Raw genomic sequence first — 15,150 nt, forward strand, 5'->3', positions numbered from 1 at the left:
TCGTCAGAGGGCTGCGGTGGCGGCCCGCTCGACCGCGAGGCCGGCGGAGTACCGCTCCAGGTAGGCGGCGAAGCCGGCGACGTCCTCGGCCTCGGGCTCGGCGACGTCGAGCCGGGCGTCGGCGAAGACGCGCTCGGCCAGGTAGGCGTCGAGGGCGGGCGCCCCGCCGTCCGTCCCGGCCTCGGCCCGCGCACCGGCGTACGCGGCGAGGAGGGCGATGCCCCAGGCGCCACCCTCCCCCGCCGTCTGCCCGACGGCGACGGGCGCGTCGATCGCCCCGGCCAGCAGCCGCTGGGCGACGCCCGCCGTCCTGAACAGGCCACCGTGCGCGAACATCGTGTCGATCGCGACGCCCTCGCCGTGCAGCACGCGCATGCCGAGCGCGAGCGTGCCGAACACGCCGTAGAGCTGCGTGCGCGCGAAGTTCGCGAGCGTGAGGCGGCTGTCGGGGGTGCGCACCACCAGGGGTCGGCCCTCGTCGAGGCCCGTGATGGGCTCGCCGGCGAGGTAGTTGTACGCGAGGAGCCCGCCGCCGTCGGGCGCGCCGTCGAGCGCGGCGCGGAAGAGCGCGCCGAAGACGGCGTCGGGCTCGGCCGGCTGCCCGAGCGCGGCCGCGAACTGGCCGAACACGCCGGCCCACGCGTCGAGCTCGCTGGCGCCGTTGTTGCAGTGCACCATCGCGACGAGGTCCCCGGCGGGCGTGGTGACGAGGTCGAGCTCGTGGTGCGCGGTGGTCAGCGGCCGCTCGAGGACGACCATCGCGAAGATCGACGTGCCCGCGCTGATGTTGCCGGTGCGCGGGGCGACGGAACCGGTGGCGACCATGCCGGTGCCGGCGTCACCCTCCGGCGGGCACAGGAGCACGCCGGGCTGCAGGGTGCCGGACGGGTCCAGCAGGGCCGCGCCCTCGGGCGTGAGGCGGCCCGCGTCCTGTCCCGCCGTCAGCACCTGGGGCAGCAGGCCCTCGACGTCGAGCCCCGGCCGCTTGGCGGCGGCGAGGTGGCGGAACTGCTCCAGCATCCGCGCGTCGTAGTCGCCGGTGGCCGGGTCGATCGGGAACATGCCCGACGCGTCGCCGACGCCGAGCACGTGCCGGCCGGTCAGGGCCCGGTGCACGTAGCCGGCCAGCGTGGTGAACGACGCGACCTGGGGCACGTGCGGCTCGTCGTCGAGGATCGCCTGGTACAGGTGGGCGATCGACCAGCGCAGCGGGATGTTGTGGCCAAAGAGCGCGGACAGCTCCGCGGCCGCCGGCCCGGTGCTGGTGTTGCGCCAGGTGCGGAACGGGACGAGCAGCTCGCCGTCGGCGTCGAACGGCAGGTAGCCGTGCATCATCGCCGAGACGCCGAGCGCGGCGTAGGTGGTGGGCCGCACGCCGTAGCGCTGCTCGACGTCGGCGACGAGCGCGGCGTACGCGCCCTGCAGCCCGGCGTGAACGGTGTCGAGCGCGTAGGTCCACACCCCGTCGACGAGCTCGTTCTCCCACGCGTGCGAGCCGCTCGCGAGCGGCGCGTGGTCGGGCCCGATCAGGCACGCCTTGATGTTGGTGGAGCCGAGCTCGATGCCCAGCGCCGCCCTCCCGGCGACGATCGCCTCCCGGATCTCGCGCACGTCGTCCGCCTGCGCGGCCTGCTCCGCCATCCCTGCTCCGTCCCCGCCCGGCCCCGGGCGTCGTGGTGGTCGATCCATGTTAGCGCTCACATCGGGTGCTCCCCACCCGCGAGGTCGTTCTGGTCTCGCCGAGGTAGTCCCAGTCTGGCCGAGGTAGTTCACTGCGTGCCGAGGTAGTCGTGACCCTGCCGAGGTAGTGGACTGGTCCACTACCTCGGCAGGCTCGGCACTACCTCGCCGCGAGGCGGACTACCTCGACGCGGTGGGGGCTACCTCGTCGGGCGGCCGGGCGCGACGACGTCGAGCCGCGCCGGCTCGCTGCGCACCTCGCCGTGGGCGTTGGCGACGACGGCGCGCACGAGCAGGCCGTCCGGCTCGCGCCCGGCGTGCTTCAGCGTCCAGCGCGCCGTGCCGCCGGTGGCCCGCGTCGCGGGAGCCGGGGCCGGCGACCAGGTCGCGCCGTCGTCCTCCGAGGTCTCCCACGTGACGACCGGCACCGGCGTTCCGGCCACGCGGACGTCGAACGTCGCGGGGCGGTTCCCCCGCACCGTCGCGTCGCGGGGGCCCTTCGTCACGGTCGGCTCCTCGACGGCCTGGTCGACCACGGGCCAGCCGTCCTCCCAGCCCAGGCGCTGCAGCCCGAGGGTCGGGAAGCCCGGGATCTCGGCGTTCGCGCCGTCGTAGTAGTGGAACGCGAGGACGCCGTCGGACACCGACTGGCCGCCCGGCCCGACCACCGCGCCGTGCGAGGAGAGCAGCACGGTGCCGCCGCCGTCGGCCAGGTCCTTGCCGTCCTGGTCGAGGAACGGCCCGGTGACGTCGCGCGACCGCCCGACCGCCACCTGGTAGGTGCTGTCGAGACCCTGGCAGCACCTGTCGAACGAGACGAACAGGTAGTACCAGCCGTCGTGCCTGGTGAGGTACGGCGCCTCGACGGGGTTGCCCGGCATCATGCGGTCCACCAGGTGCGTGGCGTTCTCGAGCGCGCCGTCGGCGAGCTTGCCGGTGGGCCACTCGAGCTCGACGAGGAAGATGCCGTACCAGTACGACCCGATCGCCATGTACGGGGTGCCGTCCGCACCCTCGACGATGCCCGCGTCGATCGCGTTGAACGTCTTGCCGCCGGCGATCTCCTGCGGCGAGTCGATCACCGGCCCCTGGTCGACCCACGCGTAGTCCGGGTCGTCCGGGTCGAGGGTCGTGTTGGTCGCGAGGGCCGTCACCGAGGTGTTCGTGCCGAAGCGCGACGCCGAGTAGTAGAGGTAGTAGGTGCCGTCGTGCTCGTAGACTTCGGGCGCCCACAGGTTGTCGGGCAGCGCCCCGTCGCCGTCCGCCGCGAAGCGCTCGTCGATCCACGCGGGGATCTCGTCCCAGACCGTGCCGTCGTGGGCCCAGGTGACCCCCTCGTCGTGGCTCGACCACATCTGGATCGTGCCGCCGTTCTCCCGGTTCACGAGGCCCGTGGTGTAGACGCGCCAGGTGCCGTCGTCGTCGACGACGAGCGCCGGGTCGTGCACCGGCGAGGTCTCCCCGGTCACGGAGAGGCCGCCGGTCGGGGCGGTCGGTGCCGGGCGGCCGCGCTCGGCGGCGCCGGGCGTGGCGGTCGCCGGACCGACGGTGGTGGCGGCGACCAGCGACGCGCCCAGCAGCGCCGTCGTGAGCACCCCCGCCGCCGCGGCACGGGCCCGCCTGAGAGATCTGCGCATCGTGACTCCTCTACAACGATGTAGAACTGCGAACGCGCCGAATCTACCCAGCCGCCACGACGGCGGTCAACGAGCGGTGGTCGACGAACCGCGGTCAGCGGGCGGGCGGCGGCGCCGTGCTGGAGCGCACCACGAGCTCGGGCACGATCCGTTCGGTCGGCACGCTCCCGCCGGCCAGCGCCGCGACGACCATCGCCACGCTGCGCTCCCCCAGCACCCCGAACGGCTGGCGCACCGTGGTCAGCGGTGGCACGAAGTACGCGGCCCCCGCGACGTCGTCGAAGCCCACCACCGACACGTCGTCGGGCACGGAGAGCCCCCGCTCCCAGAACGCCCGCAGGATGCCGAGCGCGAGCTGGTCGTTCCCGGCGAACACCGCCGTAGGGCCCTCGTGCGCCACCACGGCCTCGGCCAGGTCGCGTCCCGCGGTGTACCCGTCCTCCGCCGACCAGCTGCAGTACCGCGGGCGGCTCGGCGCGATCCCCCGCGCCTCGAGCGCCTCCCGCCAGCCGGCGGCGCGCTCGCGGGCGTCGAACCAGTCCTGGGGGCCGGCCACGTGCAGGACGTCGTGGTGCCCCAGGCCGAGCAGGTGGTCGGTCGCGGCGCGCGCGCCCGCCCGCTGGTCGACGGCGAGCGAGAGCGTCGTCGGGCCGGCCGCCGTCGTGCCCACGTCGCGCGGCAGCTTCTGCAGCGCGGCGACGACCAGCACCGGCACCGGCGCGCGGAAGGACTCGACGGCGGCCGCGACGTCGTCCTGCGGCGCGATGACCACGATCGCCTCGACACCCTGGTCCATGAAGTGCTCCAGCGCCTCGTGCATCGCCGCGGCGTCGTAGCTCCGCAGCGTCGCGACGGAGACGAAGTACCCCTGGTCCCGCGCGGCGCCCTCGATCGCGATGAGCGTGCTGGTGGGGCCGAACAGCGCCGACCCCGTGGTCACCACGCCGAGCGTCGCCGAGCGCGCCGTCGCCAGCGCCCGCGCGGCGCTGTTGCGCCGGTAGCCGAGGGTCGCGATGGCGTCCAGCACCCGCTCGCGGGTCTCTCCGCGCACGCTCGGGTGCTCGTTGAGCACCCGGGAGACCGTCTGGTGGGAGACTCCGGCGACGGCCGCGACGTCGGCCATGGACGGGCGCCGCGACCGAGGACGCGTCGCCTGCCCGCCGGCGTCGGTCATGGCTCCTGCGCCGCGTTCCTCGCGTCGACCTCGTCGAGCACCCGGCGCAGGTAGGTCAGCGTGAGCTTGCCCGCCGCCCGGTCGTACTGCTCCTCGTAGCCGTGCTTGGTGTACATGGCGAGGTTCTTCTTCGAGTCCTTGCCCGTGAACGCCCACACCTCGGTCACCTCGGACGGCAGGAACTGCAGGATCGCGAACATCAGCGACGTGCCGATGCCCTTGGCCTGCTGGTCCGGCGCGACCGCGAGCCGCCCGAGCGTCGCCCTGGCGCCCTCGATCTCCAGGCGCAGCGACCCCACCAGGCGGTGCCCCTCCCACGCGCCCACGGTCACGACGTCGTCCCGCGCCATGTCGTCGCGCAGCTCGTGCAGCGTCTGCGTCAGCGGCGGGATGTGCGGGTCGTCGTACAGCTGCGCCTCGCTGACGAACGCCGCCCGCCGCAGCGTCAGCAGCTCGCCCGCCTGCGCGTCCTCGACCAGCGCGATCCGCAGCGTGTCGTCGCCGTTCCCCTGCTGGACTTCCTGGGCGTCAGTGCCGCGTGCCTCGCTCATGAGGACATCGTGGCAGACGGCGCGGGGGTTCGCTGCAGCCTGCATCGCCACCCGCCCCGAGGGGGCGCCGCCAACTCGTCCCAGCCGAGCGACAGAGCGACAGCGCGAGAATGCGTTGCAGATCGAACCGATCCCCTCTACTTTCGGGCCGACAGCCAGAACCGACGACGACATTTCTGCGCCTCGTCATCGCACGACCCCTTCACCTCCCGAGAGAAGAGGAACAGTGATCGAGTCACGCATGTCCAGGCCAGTCGCAGGAGGCCCATTGGTGCCTCACCTTGTGGTTACCGGTGCAGGTTCGGCAGTCACCGAGCAGCCGGTGCTCTGCTGCCCAGCCACGGACGCCTCGTCCCGGAACACGGACACGTCTACCACGGTTGTCCGGGCAGCCTCGACGTCAAGGGCGCCAAGGCGGACAGCCGTCCTGCCGACGTCGGATGTCAAGTCCGACGACGGCTGCAGCCCTCGGGGTGCACGCGGATCGATATCGTTCCGGACGAATGCGGATCGACGCGCTATCCGTCCCACTGATGACCGCAGCGCTCCTTGAAAAGGTGGAGGTCGTCTCCGGGAGCACCCTCGTGCTGCCGGAGGTCGACCTCCACCTCGGCTATGGCGAGGTGGTGGCGCTGACCGGCCCCTCGGGCAGCGGGAAGACCACACTGCTGGACGTCGTTCTAGGGCTGCGTCAGCCCACAGCCCGACGGGTGGAAGTCCTTGGTCACCATCTCGAAAGAATGTCCTCGCGGCAGATCGCGGATCTGCGGAGAGAACAGATGGGACAGGTCTCCCAGACTCCCGACCTCCTGCCGGAACTCACCGTGGCCGAGAACGTCGCGGTCGGGCTGATCTTCTCGGGGATGCGTCGACGCCGAGCCTTGGAACGCGCCGAGGAGGCGCTCGACACGGTCGGGCTCTCCGGCGCCGGGAGCCTGCGCCCGACGGCACTGTCGGTAGGTGAAGCCCAGCGGGCGTCCATCGCGCGCGCCCTGGCCCCGGAGACGACACGGTTGCTGGTCGCGGACGAGCCCACCGCGTCGCTCGATGCGGACAACGTCCGCCAGGTGATGGACGTGATCCTCGCGGCGGCTCGGACGCGAGACCTCACGGTCCTCCTGGCCACGCACGACCGGTACGTCGCAGATCGGTGCGGCCGAGAGGTGGCCCTGCGGTCCCACGTCGCACACCGGCCGCGATGATGAGGACTTCGCTCACCCTTGCTCTGCACCTGGCGTTCGCGCGGTCGGCGCGGTGGCGGTGCGTGTGCGTCGCTGCGGCGTCCGCGCTGGCGGTCCTCGCCGCCTGCCTCGGTCTGGCGTTGATCGGAGCCGCCCAGACCGCGGAGCTCCGGATGGCAGCCCGTGCCCCGATCCCGGCGGTCAGCGCCAGCGACGGGACGGTGCGAGTGGAGCTCCGTGGCTTCGAGATCGACGCCCGGTCGATCACGGTCCGGTGGATCGAACCGCTCGTGGACGACGTGCCCGCACAGAGTCTCCCGCCGGGGATCAGCCGGATGCCCGGACCAGGAGAAGCAGTCCTGTCCCCTGGACTGCTTGCCCTGGGTGTCACGGCCGAGGAGCTGGGGTTTGAGCCCTCGGACGCGGGCTCCGGGCCGGGAGGGGCGATCGGCGAGCAAGGTCTGGCCACGCTGGACGAGCCGATGGCGTGGGTGCGTCCCGTCGAGGACCGCACCCTCACCGACCGAGCTGTGGCGGTCGCCCGCTTCTCGACCATGGCCGAGGCCCAGCATCTGAGGGACCAGGGGCTGCCTCTCGAAGACCCTCTCTCACCCGGAGCTCCGCTTCCGTCCCCGAGCCAGATGCAGTTCTTCGTCCTCCTCGCGCTCGTGCTGCCTGCCTTCCTCCTGCTGCTCTTCTCCTGCCGCGCCCGTTCTGAGGCACGCACCCGCAGGTCGGAGACGCTGCTCCGACTAGGCGTGCGCGACTCACGCGTGCGGCAGGTCTTGATGATCGAGACCCTCGCACTGGCCCTGCTCGGGTGCATACCGGCGGCGGCGCTGTACCTGCTGGCAGGCGCCCGCATCAACCACCTCCCGTTCACCGACACCGTCTTCGTGCAGGGTGCTCTTGCGCTGCCGGGAGGCGTCGTCGCCACCGTGGTCCTGGGTTCCCTCGCAGTGATCGCGGTCCTGTCCGTCACGGTGCCCCTCACCGCGTCGTTGCGCGCGGAGCGCGCCGAGAAGACCTCCGCCTGGCGCATCGTCCCCGCTCTCGCCGGCGTGGTGCTCATGTGCGGCTCACTCGCGTTCGGAGCAGACGGAGCAACCCTCTACGGGGCAGGCGTGCTGTCGGCCGCACTCGGCATCCCACTGGCGGCACCGCTGCTGGCTTCGTTGCTCTCGAAGGCCTGGCGGAAGCGCACCCCGCGTCCGTCCGTGTGGGTCGCCACCGCACGGGTGGGGATCCGCCCCCGCACGTTGTCAGCCACCGCCAGCCTGTTGTCGGTCATGGTGCTGCTCGGGTCTGTCGCGCTGAGCGTCGGTGCCGCGTGGGCCGGTGAACGTGCCCGAGGTCACGACGACTCACCGCTCGTCGTCGTCGCCAACTGGGTCGACCCCCGGCCGGGAGACGCTCAGCGCCTCGTGCGCAACCTGGACGAGTTGTTCGCCGGGCTGGTCGTGCTGCCCCTTCGCCAGGGCGGCCAGTACGGGCAGGTCGCGTACGCCGACTCGTGCGCCAGCCTCCGTCCGGTGGCCGCACAGCTGGGAGGCGACCCTTGCTCACCGGATGGCGGGCTCGCCGACGGCGCGGCTCAGATCCTCGACCAGATGATGCTCGAGGTCAGCTTCACCACCGCGCCGCCACCCGACGTAGGGAGCGGTGACGTCCTCGTCCTGGCGGACGGCCATGCTCCCATGACCGCCGTCTACCGGGCAGGGAAGGGTCTGGCTGCCTTCAACCCCGCACAGGTCTCCGGAGACCTGACCACGTGGAACCCTGCGACCGGCTGGGTGATCTCGGGGGGACTCTCCGCATTGCTGATTCTCGGTACGGCGGTCGTCCGCGAACTCATCGAGCGGTCACGGAGCGCATTCGCTGACCGCGGGCGACTGGCGCGGCTCGGGCTGCTGCCCGCGGACGCCTTGAGCGTCGGCCGCTGGTCGGTTCTCATCCCGGTGCTCGCCGTCGTGCCGCTCGGCTACCTCTGCGGCCTGGCCGCCTCACTCGGAGGCACGAGCATCTCCCTCACGACCTACACGCCCGTGTGGATCTCGCTTGCGGCTCTCGGTGCCGTCGCGGTGACGTGGGCGGCAGCGTGGGTGGGCAGCCTGGTCGCGCCCCAGGACAGCGACCTGACGGGCAGGACCTGACGGGCCGCATGCCGCGAAGCTCCTCAGGACCGGCGGACGAATCGGCGCACGTCGAGAAGGTTCGGTGACAATGGGCGGGTGACGACCGAATGGGTGCTGACCCTCTCCTGCCCCGACCGCCCCGGGATCGTGCACGCCGTGGCGGGCGTGCTGGCCGAGCACGGCGGCAACATCACCGAGTCGCAGCAGTTCGGGGACCCGGCGTCGGGCCTGTTCTTCATGCGCGTGCAGGTGGAGGTGCAGGTCGACGCCGAGGCGGGACGCGAGGCCCTGACCGCCGCGCTCTCGCCGGTGGCGGAACGGTTCGGCATGACCTGGCAGCTCGACGTCGTCGGCCGCCGCCTGCGCACGCTGGTGCTGGTCAGCAAGGCGCCGCACTGCCTGGTGGACCTGCTGTACCGCGAGCGGTACCAGGGCATGCCGGTCGACGTCGTCGGCGTCGTGGGCAACCACCCGGACCTCGAGGACATGGCCGCGTTCTACGGCAAGCCGTTCCACCACGTGCCGGTCACGAAGGACACGAAGGCGCGGGCCGAGGACCGCCTGCGGGAGCTGGTCGCCGAGCTCGACGTCGAGCTGGTCGTCCTCGCGCGGTACATGCAGATCCTGTCGGACGAGCTGTGCCGCGACCTCGCGGGCCAGGTCATCAACATCCACCACTCGTTCCTGCCGAGCTTCAAGGGCGCGCGCCCGTACGCGCAGGCGCACGACCGCGGCGTCAAGCTCATCGGCGCGACGTCGCACTACGTCACGGGCGACCTCGACGAGGGCCCGATCATCGAGCAGGACGTCGAGCGCGTGGACCACTCGCGCGCGGTCGCGGACCTCGTCGCGATCGGCGAGGACGTCGAGCGCCGCACGCTCGCACGCGCCGTGCGGTGGCACGCCGAGCACCGCGTGCTGCTCGACGGCCACCGCACGGTCGTCTTCCGCTGACGGCTCGCCGCCGGCGGGACGGGGTCAGGCGACCGACACCTCGACCAGCGTGTTCCACGGGTCGTCGAACCGGAGGGTCCGGCCGTCGTCGCGCGTCGCGACGCCGGCGTGCTTCAGCCGGTCGGCGAGCGCGCCGACCTCGTCGCGCGTCGGCACCGTGAGCGCCACCTGCCCGAGGCCGAGCGTCGCGGCACGCGGGCCGGCGCCCGCGCTGTTCCAGGTGTTCATCGCCATGTGGTGGTGGTACCCGCCGGCCGCGACGAACAGGGCGCCGTGGAACGTCGCCATGATCTCGAAGCCGAGGGTGTCGACGTAGAACCGCTGCGCCGTGGGGATGTCGCCGACCTGGAGGTGGACGTGCCCGACCTGCGCGGCCTGCCCCGCGGCGCCCGCCAGGGCGTCCTCGGTGAGGTGCCGCTGGAGGAACTCCTGCGGGTCGAACCAGTCGGAGCCCATCGCCACGCGCCCGCCGCCGTCGTGCTGCCAGACCTCGCGCGGCCGGTCCCAGTAGAGCTCGATGCCGTTGTCCTCGGGGTCCGTGAAGTAGAACGCCCGCGACACCCAGTGGTCGGAGTTCCCCGCGAACCGCGACAGCGGGTGCTGCGCGGCGTGCGCGACGGCGGAGGCGAGCGCCTCCTCCGTGTCGAACAGGACGGCCGTGTGGAACAGCCCGGCCTGGTTCCGCGACGTCGCCGGCAGCCCCGGCGTGTGCTGCAGCGCGACGACGGGCACCCCGCCGCGCCCCAGCACCACCCGGTCCGGGGCGCCGAGGGCCGGGATCTCCTCGAGCGCGATCGCCTCGCGGTAGTAGGCGCTCATCGCGCCGAGGTCGCCCACGTGCAGGGTGACGGCGCCCATCGCGGTCTCGGCGGCGAGGAGGTCGGGGTGGCGGGTCATGATCGGCTCCTGGTGCTGGGGTGGACGAGGGTCAGAGCAGCGCGAACCCGGTGGTCCACTGCGTCTTCTCCCCCGCGGCGAGGGTGAGCTGCAGGAACCCGAGGGCCTCGAGCTCGCGGGCGCGCTTCAGCGACCCGGCGTCGACGACACGGACGGCGGACCCGTCGAACGCGGCCGCGAACGCGGACTTGGCCGTGGCGTCGTCGCCCGCGACGAGGACGGCCGTCGGCACGTCGCCGACGGTGCCGCTCACGAGCGTCGCGGCGAAGTTCGTGTTGAACGCCTTGAGCACGGAAGCGCCGGGGAGCTTCTCCGACAGCCCGGCCGCGGCGGAGGAGTCCGCCGGCACGACGAGCGCGTCGAAGGTGGCGAAGTCGAGCGGGTTGGTGAGGTCGACGACGGTGCGGCCGGCGAGCTGGTCGCCGTAGGTCGCGACGACGTCGTCCAGCGCCGGGTACGGCAGGGCCAGGACGACGATCTCGCCCGTGAGCGGCTCGCCGAACGTGGCCGCGGTGACGGCGGGGTCCACGGCCGCGGCCTTGGCGACGTCGCGGGCGACGACCTGCACGTCGTTCCCGCCGGCGAGCGCCAGGCCCGCGATCGCGGAGCCCATGTTCCCGGTGCCGAGGATGCTGATGGTGGTCATGGTTCCTCCTGAGGATCCGTCGTCGACCGTTTGGTTGACGCTACAACCAACATAGACCGCTATAGTTGTAGCGTCAACCTTCGATCGAGGGTGACGGACCAGGAGGGCGATCACGTGACGACGACCCGGCGCACGACGGCGGCCGACGACGAGCCGCGCTGGCTCGACGCCGAGCAGATGCGCACGTGGCTCCGGCTCCAGGCGGTGATCGAGCTGCTGCCCGCCACGCTCGACCAGCAGCTGCGCCGCGACGCCGACCTCACCCACTTCGAGTACATGGTGCTCGCGATGCTCTCCGAGGCGCCCGAGCGTGCCCTGCGCATGACCGAGCTCGCCCGCCTCACCAGCGCCACGCTCCCCCGCCTCTCGCACGTGGCGCGCCGGCTCGAGGCGCGCGGCTACGTCGAGCGCTGCACCGCCCCGGACGACCGCCGCGCGACCATCGCCCACCTCACCGACGAGGGCTGGCGCAAGGTCGTCGCGAGCGCCCCCGGCCACGCACGCACGGTGCTGCAGGACATCTTCGACGACCTCGACCCGGACGAGGTCCGCACCCTCGCCGGCGCGCTCGACAAGGTCCTCGCGCACATCGACCCGCACGACCGCTTCGGCCTCGGCGAGCGCTCCGCCCGCTGACCTCCGGCCGTCGTCCACCCCTCCGACCAGGCCCCGCGCCCCGGCGACCCTGAGGAAGATCCGTGCCCGGGGCTTGTTTCGAAAACGTTTTCTACCTACTCTCGGGACGTCGGCGACCCCGACCGCTCGATGACGAGGCCTCGTGGCCGAGCACCACTCAAGGATGAGCAGGCTCGAGAACGAAGGATGGGATCGATGAAGCGCACGACGAAGAGATGGCGCGCGTCCGTGGGAGCGGCGGTGGCCGGGATCGGCATCCTCGCCGCCACGGCACTGAGCGCACAGGCTGCCGGGAGCACGCTCCACGCGGCGGCCTCCGAGCAGGGCCGGTACTTCGGCACCGCGATCGCCGCCGGCAAGCTGGGCGACTCGCAGTACACGACGATCGCCGACCGCGAGTTCGGCATGATCACGGCCGAGAACGAGATGAAGATGGACGCCACCGAGCCGCAGCAGGGGCAGTTCAGCTTCTCCTCCGGCGACCGGATCCTCGACTGGGCCACCAGCCACGGCAAGCGGGTGCGCGGCCACGCGCTGGCGTGGCACTCCCAGCAGCCGGGCTGGATGCAGACCATGAGCGGCTCGCAGCTGCGCCAGGCGATGCTCAACCACGTCACCCAGGTCGCGACGCACTACAAGGGCAAGGTCTACGCCTGGGACGTCGTCAACGAGGCGTACGCGGACGGCTCCTCGGGCGCCCGCCGGGACTCCAACCTCCAGCGCACCGGCAACGACTGGATCGAGGCCGCCTTCCGTGCCGCCCGGGCCGCCGACCCGAACGCGAAGCTCTGCTACAACGACTACAACACCGACAACTGGTCCCACGCCAAGACGCAGGGCGTCTACACCATGGTCAAGGACTTCAAGGCCCGCGGCGTGCCGATCGACTGCGTCGGCTTCCAGGCCCACTTCAACAGCGGCAACCCGGTGCCGAACAACTACCACGAGACGCTCCAGCACTTCGCCGACCTCGGCGTGGACGTGCAGATCACCGAGCTGGACATCGAGGGCTCGGGCAGCTCGCAGGCCGAGCAGTACCAGGGCGTCACGCAGGCGTGCCTCGCCGTCTCGCGCTGCACCGGCATCACCGTGTGGGGCGTGCGCGACTCCGACTCGTGGCGGGCGAGCGGCACCCCGCTGCTCTTCGACGGCAACGGCCAGAAGAAGGCCGCCTACACCTCTGTCCTGGACGTCCTCAACGACGGCCAGGGTGTGCCCGGTGGCGGCGACCCCGACCCGGGCGAGACCACGCCGCCGCCCACCGGCGGCAGCGGGTGCACCGCCACCTACTCCGAGGGCCAGAAGTGGGGCGACCGCTTCAACGGGACCGTGACCGTCCGGGCCGACCGGAACATCACCTCGTGGACCTCGACCGTGACCGTCAGCTCCAGCCAGCGGATCAGCGCCACCTGGAACGGCACGCCCACGTGGGACTCGTCGGGCAAGGTCATGACGATGCGCCCGGCCGGCAACGGGACGCTGGCCGCCGGCCAGTCCACGTCGTTCGGCTTCACCGTGATGCACGGCGGGGACTGGACCTGGCCCAAGGTCAGCTGCTCGGCGTCCTGAGCGGCTGAGCACGTGCGCCTGAGCGCCGCGGGCCCCGGGCCCGCGGCGCTCAGGTCGCGCCGGTGATCGCGGCGAGGATCTCCTCGTGCGCGGCCGTCGCCGGGAACGACCCGTTGTTGCGGCCGTGCCGCAGCACCTCGATGCGGTCGGAGACCGCGCGCACGTCGTTGAGGTTGTGGCTGATGAGGATGACGCCGAGGCCCAGCTCGCGCAGGCGCTGGATGTGCGTGAGCACCTCGGCGGTCTGTGCCACCGAGAGCGCCGCCGTCGGCTCGTCGAGCACCACGATGCGCGGCTGCCCGATGAGGGTGCGCGCGATGGCGACCGCCTGGCGCTGACCGGCGGACAGGTGCCGCAGCGGGGTGCGCACCGACGGGATCCGGATGGTGAGGTGCTGGAGGAGCGCGCGGGTCTCGGTCTCCATCTCGCCGTCGCGCAGCAGGCCCGCGCGCCCGCGCAGCTCCTGCCCGAGGAAGACGTTGGCGGTGACGTCGAGGTTCTCGCACACGGCGAGGTCCTGGAAGACGCTCGCCACGCCGAGCTGGTTCGCCGCCGAGGGCGACGGGATCGACACGGGCTCGCCGTCGATCTCCAGCTGCCCCGAGCTCGGGCTCAGCACGCCCGCCACGATCTGGGCGAGCGTCGACTTGCCCGCCCCGTTGTCCCCGACCAGGGCGACCACCTCGTGCGCGTGCACCTCGAGGTCCACGTCGACGAGGGCCTCGACGGCACCGAAGTACCTGCTGACCTGCCGCAGCGCGAGCAGCGGCGTGCGTCCCCTCACCGGTTCCCCTTTCCTGTGCGGACCTGGCCGACGGCGACCGCGCCGTGCGGCCCGTCGTCGGGCTGCTCCAGCAGGTCGGTGTGCTGCAGCGCGAGCGCGAGGGCTCCCTCCAGCTCGGCACGCGTCCCCAGCGCCGCGGGCACCACCTCGAGAGGCGTGACCTGCTGCAGCAGGGTCCGGCGGCGCAGCGCCTCGCGCAGCGGCCCGAGGAAGACCTCGCCCGTGGCGGCCAGCGCTCCCCCGACGACGACGAGCTCCGGGTTGAGCGACGTCGCCAGCCCGGCCACGACGCCGCCGACCACCGTACCGGCGTCGGCGACGATCTCCCGACAGCCCGGGTCGTCCTCGTTCGTCAGCCGCACGACGTCGGCGAGGGTGAGGTTCCCGTGGCTGCTGCGCAGCGGCTCGAGCAGCGCCCGGTCGCCGACGACCGTGTCGAGGCAGCCGCGGCTGCCGCACGAGCAGATGTTGCCGGCGGGGTCCACCTGGACGTGGCCGATCTCGCCCGCCGTGCCCGCGACCCCGCGGTGCACGCGTCCCGCGAGGACGATGCCCGCCCCGACGCCGTGGCCGGCACGGACGTACAGCGCGTCGTGCACCTCGCGGGCGGCGCCGACCGTGCTCTCCGCCAGGGCGCCCAGGTTGGCGTCGTTGTCCACGAACACCGGCCGAGCGAGCCGCTTGGACAGCACCTGCGCGACGGGCACGCCGTCCCAGCCGCGCAGGATGCCCCGCACGGTGACCTGGCCGCTGGCGGCGTCGACCGGCGCCGGCAGCCCGAGGCCGATGCCGAGCACCTCGTCGAGCTCCGACCCGACCCGCTCCAGCAGGTCGACGACGAGCAGGGCCGCACGGTCGAGGCTCGTGTCGGCACGGTGCTCGGCCGGCAGCGGCAGCACCTGCTCGGCGAGGATCTCGTGCGACACGTCCGCGATGGCCACCGTGAGGTGCCGCGAGCCCACCAGCACGCCCGCGACGAGCCCCACGCGGTGGGCGAGGGTGACGAGCTGCGCGCGCCGGCCCGAGCGGATCGTGTTGCGCACCTCGACCAGCTCGGCGGCGACGAGCTCCTTGACGATGGTCGACACCGTGGCGGGCGAGAGCCCGGTGGCCCCGGTGAGCTCGACCTGCGTCAGCCCCCCGTGCCGTTTCACCGCGTCGACGACGCGCGCGCGGTTCGCCTCGCGCAGCGACGACTGCGATCCCACCATCGGCAGCCGTCCTCTCACGCCGGGGATTCTATGGTGCGACGACGCGCGGGGCGGCGGTCGTCCGCCGCCCCGCGCGGGGGGGCGGGGTGGTCCGG

Annotated in this window: 13 protein-coding genes; 5 read left to right on the forward strand and 8 right to left on the reverse strand. The window is 72.6% G+C overall.

From position 1 onward, the window contains the following. Window positions 1-3 precede the first annotated feature (3 nt). The 4 genes from ACFQ8Y_RS21780 to ACFQ8Y_RS21795 form a co-directional block, all read right to left on the reverse strand. On the reverse strand, window positions 4-1,641 hold the full coding sequence (locus tag ACFQ8Y_RS21780) for a xylulokinase (protein WP_430586719.1): 1,638 nt from the start codon (window positions 1,639-1,641) through the stop codon (window positions 4-6). A gap of 239 nt (window positions 1,642-1,880) precedes the next feature. Then, the gene (locus ACFQ8Y_RS21785) at window positions 1,881-3,317 is read right to left on the reverse strand and encodes a glycoside hydrolase family 43 protein (RefSeq protein WP_430586720.1); all 1,437 of its coding nucleotides are present in this window, start codon (window positions 3,315-3,317) and stop codon (window positions 1,881-1,883) included. Window positions 3,318-3,411: 94 nt separating this feature from the next. Next, window positions 3,412-4,491, reverse strand: a complete 1,080-nt coding sequence (locus tag ACFQ8Y_RS21790; protein ID WP_430586721.1) for a LacI family DNA-binding transcriptional regulator — start codon at window positions 4,489-4,491, stop codon at window positions 3,412-3,414. Next, complete coding sequence (locus ACFQ8Y_RS21795) at window positions 4,488-5,042, reverse strand: GNAT family N-acetyltransferase (protein ID WP_430552515.1); 555 nt, start codon at window positions 5,040-5,042, stop codon at window positions 4,488-4,490. Before ACFQ8Y_RS21795 ends, ACFQ8Y_RS21790 begins: the two co-directional genes overlap by 4 nt. 533 nt (window positions 5,043-5,575) lie before the next feature. On the opposite strand from ACFQ8Y_RS21795, the gene ACFQ8Y_RS21800 reads away from it, so the two are divergent. The 3 genes from ACFQ8Y_RS21800 (at window position 5,576) to purU (ending at window position 9,312) form a co-directional block, all read left to right on the forward strand. Continuing rightward, the gene (locus ACFQ8Y_RS21800; protein WP_430552517.1) at window positions 5,576-6,244 is read left to right on the forward strand and encodes an ABC transporter ATP-binding protein; all 669 of its coding nucleotides are present in this window, start codon (window positions 5,576-5,578) and stop codon (window positions 6,242-6,244) included. Between the two features lie 152 nt (window positions 6,245-6,396). Further along, window positions 6,397-8,376 (forward strand): FtsX-like permease family protein, encoded by a 1,980-nt coding sequence (locus ACFQ8Y_RS21805; protein ID WP_430586722.1) that lies wholly within the window; start codon window positions 6,397-6,399, stop codon window positions 8,374-8,376. Between the two features lie 78 nt (window positions 8,377-8,454). Further along, on the forward strand, window positions 8,455-9,312 hold the full coding sequence (gene purU / locus ACFQ8Y_RS21810; RefSeq protein WP_430586723.1) for a formyltetrahydrofolate deformylase: 858 nt from the start codon (window positions 8,455-8,457) through the stop codon (window positions 9,310-9,312). 24 nt (window positions 9,313-9,336) lie between these two features. Here purU and ACFQ8Y_RS21815 read toward each other — a convergent pair whose 3' ends face one another. Both ACFQ8Y_RS21815 and ACFQ8Y_RS21820 read right to left on the reverse strand, forming a co-directional pair. Beyond that, window positions 9,337-10,209, reverse strand: coding sequence for a VOC family protein (locus ACFQ8Y_RS21815; RefSeq protein ID WP_430586724.1), 873 nt, complete (start codon window positions 10,207-10,209; stop codon window positions 9,337-9,339). 31 nt (window positions 10,210-10,240) lie between these two features. After that, window positions 10,241-10,855, reverse strand: coding sequence for an NADPH-dependent F420 reductase (locus ACFQ8Y_RS21820; protein WP_430586725.1), 615 nt, complete (start codon window positions 10,853-10,855; stop codon window positions 10,241-10,243). 114 nt (window positions 10,856-10,969) lie between these two features. On the opposite strand from ACFQ8Y_RS21820, the gene ACFQ8Y_RS21825 reads away from it, so the two are divergent. Both ACFQ8Y_RS21825 and ACFQ8Y_RS21830 read left to right on the forward strand, forming a co-directional pair. After that, on the forward strand, window positions 10,970-11,491 hold the full coding sequence (locus ACFQ8Y_RS21825) for a MarR family winged helix-turn-helix transcriptional regulator (protein WP_430586726.1): 522 nt from the start codon (window positions 10,970-10,972) through the stop codon (window positions 11,489-11,491). Between the two features lie 186 nt (window positions 11,492-11,677). After that, complete coding sequence (locus tag ACFQ8Y_RS21830; protein ID WP_430586727.1) at window positions 11,678-13,060, forward strand: endo-1,4-beta-xylanase; 1,383 nt, start codon at window positions 11,678-11,680, stop codon at window positions 13,058-13,060. Window positions 13,061-13,109: 49 nt separating this feature from the next. Here ACFQ8Y_RS21830 and ACFQ8Y_RS21835 read toward each other — a convergent pair whose 3' ends face one another. Beyond that, complete coding sequence (locus ACFQ8Y_RS21835) at window positions 13,110-13,844, reverse strand: ATP-binding cassette domain-containing protein (RefSeq protein ID WP_430552524.1); 735 nt, start codon at window positions 13,842-13,844, stop codon at window positions 13,110-13,112. After that, window positions 13,841-15,055 carry an ROK family transcriptional regulator gene (locus ACFQ8Y_RS21840; RefSeq protein ID WP_430586728.1) on the reverse strand — a complete coding sequence of 405 codons (1,215 nt, stop codon included), beginning with the start codon at window positions 15,053-15,055 and terminating at the stop codon, window positions 13,841-13,843. The genes ACFQ8Y_RS21835 and ACFQ8Y_RS21840 overlap by 4 nt, the downstream gene beginning before the upstream one ends. Between the last annotated feature and the right edge of the window lie 95 nt (window positions 15,056-15,150).

It is taken from the genome of Isoptericola sp. NPDC056605, from assembly GCF_042792795.1.
GTDB lineage: Bacteria > Actinomycetota > Actinomycetes > Actinomycetales > Cellulomonadaceae > Isoptericola.